The sequence below is a fragment of the Brevundimonas sp. genome (assembly GCF_044239655.1).
Taxonomy (GTDB): domain Bacteria; phylum Pseudomonadota; class Alphaproteobacteria; order Caulobacterales; family Caulobacteraceae; genus Brevundimonas.
In genome coordinates this window covers 1-4,159 of the sequence record NZ_JBIIAY010000179.1, presented here as the reverse complement: position 1 = coordinate 4,159, position 4,159 = coordinate 1, and the positions used below count along the sequence as shown (strand labels likewise).

Sequence of the window (4,159 nt, the reverse complement as noted above, 5' to 3'; positions counted from 1 at the left end):
ACGTCGATCATTTTGCGATCCAGCGGCGCGAAGGTCAGCTGCTCGAAACCGTGCATCGGCCGCTCGCCGCCCGGGATGGGCTCGGGCGCGGTGACGACCTGGAGCGTTTCGATCCGGATGCCCCAGTAGCCCTCGCGATAGTAGCCCGGCTCGTTGGACAGGATCATCCCGGTCAGCAGCGGCTGGGTATTGACCGCCTTGGCGATCCGCTGAGGCCCTTCGTGGACCCCCAGGTAAGACCCAACCCCGTGGCCCGTGCCGTGGTCGTAATCCAGGCCCGCCATCCACATTGGCTGACGCGCGATGGCGTCGAGCTGGTGGCCCGTCGTGCCGGCGGGAAACCGGATCGTCGCCATGGCGATATGGCCCTTGAGCACCAGGGTGAACATCCGGCGCTGGTCGGCGGTCGGCGCGCCGATCGCCATGGTGCGGGTCACGTCGGTGGTGCCGTCCAGATACTGGCCACCGCCGTCCACGAGCAGCAGCGAACCCTTCTCGATCCGCCGAATCTTGGCACCGACAGGCTTGTAGTGCGGCAGGGCGCCGTTGGGGCCGGCCCCGGCGATGGTGTCGAACGACAGGTCCTTCAGCGCACCCGTCGCCTCGCGGAAACCCTCCAACACGCCGACGATCTCGCGTTCGCTGGGCAGTGTCTCCTGCGCCACCGTATCGACCCAATGCAGGAACCGGGTCAGGGCGGCACCGTCGCGGATATGGGCCCGACGCGTCCCCTCGATCTCGACCGGGTTCTTGGCCGCGCGCGGGACAGCGCACGGGTCCATGGCGCGCACGATCCTGGCCCCTGCCCCTTCCAGCCGGTCGAAATACCAGGCCGAGGACTGGGCCGGATCGATCAGCACGGTCTTGCCTGCCAGCGCGTCCAGCGCCGCATCCAGAGCCTCGCTTGGCTTCAAGGTAACGGCGTCCCCCAGCCAGCCGGGCAGCTCATTGGTCACCTTGGCGGGATCCACGAACAGATCTGCGGTTCCATCGGCGTTCAGGATGGCCTGACCCATGGGCAGGGGCGAGCGGATCACGTCGCCGCCCCTCACATTGAATAGCCAGGCGATCGACGGCGCCGCGGTCAGGACCGCCGCGTCCGCCCCGGCCTCGGCCACGACGCGTCCGATGCGTTCGCGCTTGGAGGCATGGCTCTCGCCGGAATATCGATCCTCGTGCGGCACGATGGGGGCCTGGGGCTGGGCGGGGCGGGCCTCGGCCCAGGCGGCGTCCAGTGGATTCACATCGACCGGCTTCAGCGCCGCGCCGGCCTTCGCGACCGCGCGCTCCAGGGTCTCCAGCGCATCCGGGCTATGCAGCCGGGCGTCGTAACCGATCACCGCCCCCTTGGGCACCCGCTCCAGATAGGCCGGCACCCCGCCCTCGACGAGGTCGAAGATCTCGAACTGAGCCGCATCCACCTGAGCCCGCACCTGAACGGTATAGCGACCGTCCGCGAACACCGCCGCGCGATCCGTCATCACCACGGCGGCCCCCGCCGATCCGGTGAAACCGGTCAGCCAGGCCAGGCGATCGTTGGCCTCGGGCAGATATTCATTCTGATGCTCGTCCTCATGCGGGACCAGCAGGCCGTCCAGCCCCTGCTCCGCCAGGCGCGCACGCACGAGCGGAAGATGGCGGGCCCCAAAGGACGGATCGGTGGTTTCGTCGAAGGTCTGGCGCATGGCCCAGACCTAAGCCAGCCACCGCCTCGGCTCAAGGCGTTCCGGGTTTCCGGGAGTCTTCCATCTTGGCCCCCAGCGCCTGCATCTCGGCGCCCCAGGCCGTCATCTCGGCCCCCAGCTGGATCATCTCGCGCCCACAGCGTTCGGCCTCGACCTTGAAGCCCTCATCGATGTCGGAGAGGATGAATTGCTTCAGCTCTTCCAGCCAGTCGACCGTCGGAGCTCGTCCGTTCAGGCGGCCGGAATAGTACATCAGGGCACCGACGGCCCCCGACTGAAGCTCCGCATCCTCGGGATCGAGACCGGCGACGGCGGCAAAGACAGCCAGGCATTGCAGGTCCGCCCGGTTCTCTGGCCGCCGCGCCTCGGCGGTCTCGGCCCGGGCCTGGGTCGTCATGCCCGCGAGCACGAGGGCCCCGACCGCAGCCGCCATCAACTTCACCGGCTTCATCGACCAAGCTCCTGATCCAGACCCGACCGCGTCGTCGCGGCCTTCTCCTCCGAACATCCCGATGTCAGGTGGTCCAGAAGGGTTTACGCTTGTCCAGAAAGGCCCGGACGCCTTCCTGGCCCTCGGCGGACACACGGGCACGGGCGATCCGTTTAGCGGTGTCCTCCATCAGGCCGGTGTCCAGCCGATGCCCCGCCACATGGTGGACCAGCCGCTTGGCGTCGCCCATGGCACCCGGCGCGCTGCCGTTCAGGCTGTCGGTCAGCATGGTCACGAAGCTGTCGATCGCGGCCGCGTCGGGCAGCACCATGTCGATCAGCCCCAGATGCGCCGCATAGCCGGCGTCGAAGGTATTTCCGGTCAGGAACAGCGCCCGCGCCCGTCGCGCCCCCACCGCCTCGACCACATAGGGGGCGATAGTCGCGGGGATCAGACCCAGCTTGACCTCTGAGAAGGCGAACCTGGCCCCCTCGACCGCCACCGCCATATCGCAGGCGCAGACCATCCCGGCCCCGCCGCCCATGGCCGCACCCTCGACGATCGCAACGGTCAGGGCCGGCACGTCGTGCAGGGCCTTCAGCATCCGGGCCAGGCCCATGGCGTCGTCGCGATTGTCGCTCTCGGACCAGTCGGCGGCGTCACGCATCCACGACAGATCGGCCCCGGCGCTGAACGTGCCCCCTGCCCCGCGCAGGAAGACGACCCGCACATGGTCCGCCCCATGCAGGGTTTCGAACGCCTCGTGCAGGGCCGCGATGGTGGCGGCGTCGAAGGCATTCTTCTTCTGCGGCCGGTTGATGGTGACGAACACCACGCCGTCGCTTGTCGATTCGATCTGGACCAGGTCGTCGTTGGCGTCCGGCGCGGCACCCGGCACCAAAGGCTGGGCGATGCTGTTGACGACGGCCGCCTCGGCGTCGGTGATGTCCAGCGCGTTCAGATCGGCTTCGGACGGGGTATCGGTCATGGTGGAACTCCTGGTTCGCGACACGGATAGTCCCCGCGCCGCGCCGTTGCTAGAGACGGCGCGCACAGGAGAACGCGCGATGAGCCTGACCGGCGCCTACGACCCCGCAAACATCTTCGCCCGAATCCTCAAGGGCGAGATCCCGTCGGTGAAAGTCTGGGAGGACGACGATGTCCTGGCCTTCATGGATGTCTTCCCCCAGTCCGAGGGTCATGTGCTGGTGATCTCCAAGACGTCACAGGCGCGCAACCTGCTGGAGGTCGAGCCCGAGGTGCTGGCGACACTGACCGCCGCGACCCAACGGACGGCCCGCGCCGTGGTCAGGGCCCTGTCGCCCGAGGGCTTCAGCATCATGCAGTTCAACGGCGAGGCCGGTGGCCAGACCGTCTTCCACCTGCATTTCCACATCATCCCACGCTGGGCCGATCGCCCGCTCAAGGGCCACGGCCACGCCCCCATGGCCGAGGCCTCGACGCTCCGGCCGCTGGCCGACCGGATCGCCGCCGCCCTCGACTAGAGCGGCCCCCTGAAGATGAACCAGGCCCCGCCGATGATCAGGGCAAACCCCACGGCGTGGTTCAGCGTCAGCTTCTCGCCCAGGAAGGTCACCGAGAAGACCGCGAACACGATCAGGGTGATCACCTCCTGCATCGTCTTCAGCTCGGCCGTCGAATAGACCTGATGGCCGATCCGGTTGGCCGGCACGGCCAGGCAGTATTCAAACAGGGCGATGCCCCAGCTGACGATCACGACGATCCACAGCGGCCTGGACCCGAATTTCAGGTGCCCGTACCAGGCCGCCGTCATGAAGACGTTCGATGCTACCAGCATCAGGATCGGCGCGAGATAGGGGAAGGACAGCTTCATGCGCGCCAATCTGCTTGCCCGCGAGAGATTCCGCCAGCATAAGGCCGCGATCCGACGCCCCAGGCGGGCGACCGTGGGCCGGCTTAGCTCAGTTGGTAGAGCGCCAGTTTTGTAAACTGGATGTCGCGGGTTCGATTCCTGCAGCCGGCACCAGGCCCCGTTTTCAGCCGCATTAAGCAGAGCCCAGAA

General features: G+C 67.6%; 5 protein-coding genes and 1 tRNA gene. 2 read left to right on the top strand and 4 right to left on the bottom strand.

Features of this window, described 5'->3' with window-relative positions; genetic code table 11:
* The 3 genes from ACILQR_RS15810 to ACILQR_RS15800 all read right to left on the bottom strand — a co-directional run.
* A partial coding sequence (locus tag ACILQR_RS15810) for a M24 family metallopeptidase (RefSeq protein WP_395652336.1) occupies positions 1-1,685 on the bottom strand: 1,685 nt, incomplete at its 3' end.
* A gap of 31 nt (positions 1,686-1,716) precedes the next feature.
* The gene (locus ACILQR_RS15805; protein WP_395652335.1) at positions 1,717-2,136 is read right to left on the bottom strand and encodes a hypothetical protein; all 420 of its coding nucleotides are present in this window, start codon (positions 2,134-2,136) and stop codon (positions 1,717-1,719) included.
* Positions 2,137-2,200: 64 nt separating this feature from the next.
* Positions 2,201-3,103 carry an enoyl-CoA hydratase-related protein gene (locus tag ACILQR_RS15800; RefSeq protein ID WP_395652334.1) on the bottom strand — a complete coding sequence of 301 codons (903 nt, stop codon included), beginning with the start codon at positions 3,101-3,103 and terminating at the stop codon, positions 2,201-2,203.
* 79 nt (positions 3,104-3,182) lie between these two features.
* Between ACILQR_RS15800 and ACILQR_RS15795 the strand changes: the two genes are divergently transcribed.
* On the top strand, positions 3,183-3,620 hold the full coding sequence (locus tag ACILQR_RS15795; RefSeq protein ID WP_395652333.1) for an HIT family protein: 438 nt from the start codon (positions 3,183-3,185) through the stop codon (positions 3,618-3,620).
* On the opposite strand, the gene ACILQR_RS15790 is transcribed toward ACILQR_RS15795, so the two are convergent.
* Positions 3,617-3,970, bottom strand: coding sequence for a DMT family protein (locus tag ACILQR_RS15790; protein ID WP_271144579.1), 354 nt, complete (start codon positions 3,968-3,970; stop codon positions 3,617-3,619). The genes ACILQR_RS15795 and ACILQR_RS15790 overlap by 4 nt on opposite strands.
* 77 nt (positions 3,971-4,047) lie before the next feature.
* On the opposite strand from ACILQR_RS15790, the gene ACILQR_RS15785 reads away from it, so the two are divergent.
* Positions 4,048-4,123: transfer RNA gene (locus ACILQR_RS15785), tRNA-Thr, on the top strand.
* Positions 4,124-4,159 lie beyond the last annotated feature (36 nt).

Excerpts from the sequence above, each read along its gene's own strand:
- ACILQR_RS15795 (WP_395652333.1), top strand. The coding sequence starts at position 3,183 with ATGAGCCTGACCGGCGCCTACGACCCCGCAAACATCTTCGCCCGAATC.
- ACILQR_RS15805 (WP_395652335.1), bottom strand. The coding sequence starts at position 2,136 with ATGAAGCCGGTGAAGTTGATGGCGGCTGCGGTCGGGGCCCTCGTGCTC.
- ACILQR_RS15790 (WP_271144579.1), bottom strand. The coding sequence starts at position 3,970 with ATGAAGCTGTCCTTCCCCTATCTCGCGCCGATCCTGATGCTGGTAGCA.
- ACILQR_RS15800 (WP_395652334.1), bottom strand. The coding sequence starts at position 3,103 with ATGACCGATACCCCGTCCGAAGCCGATCTGAACGCGCTGGACATCACC.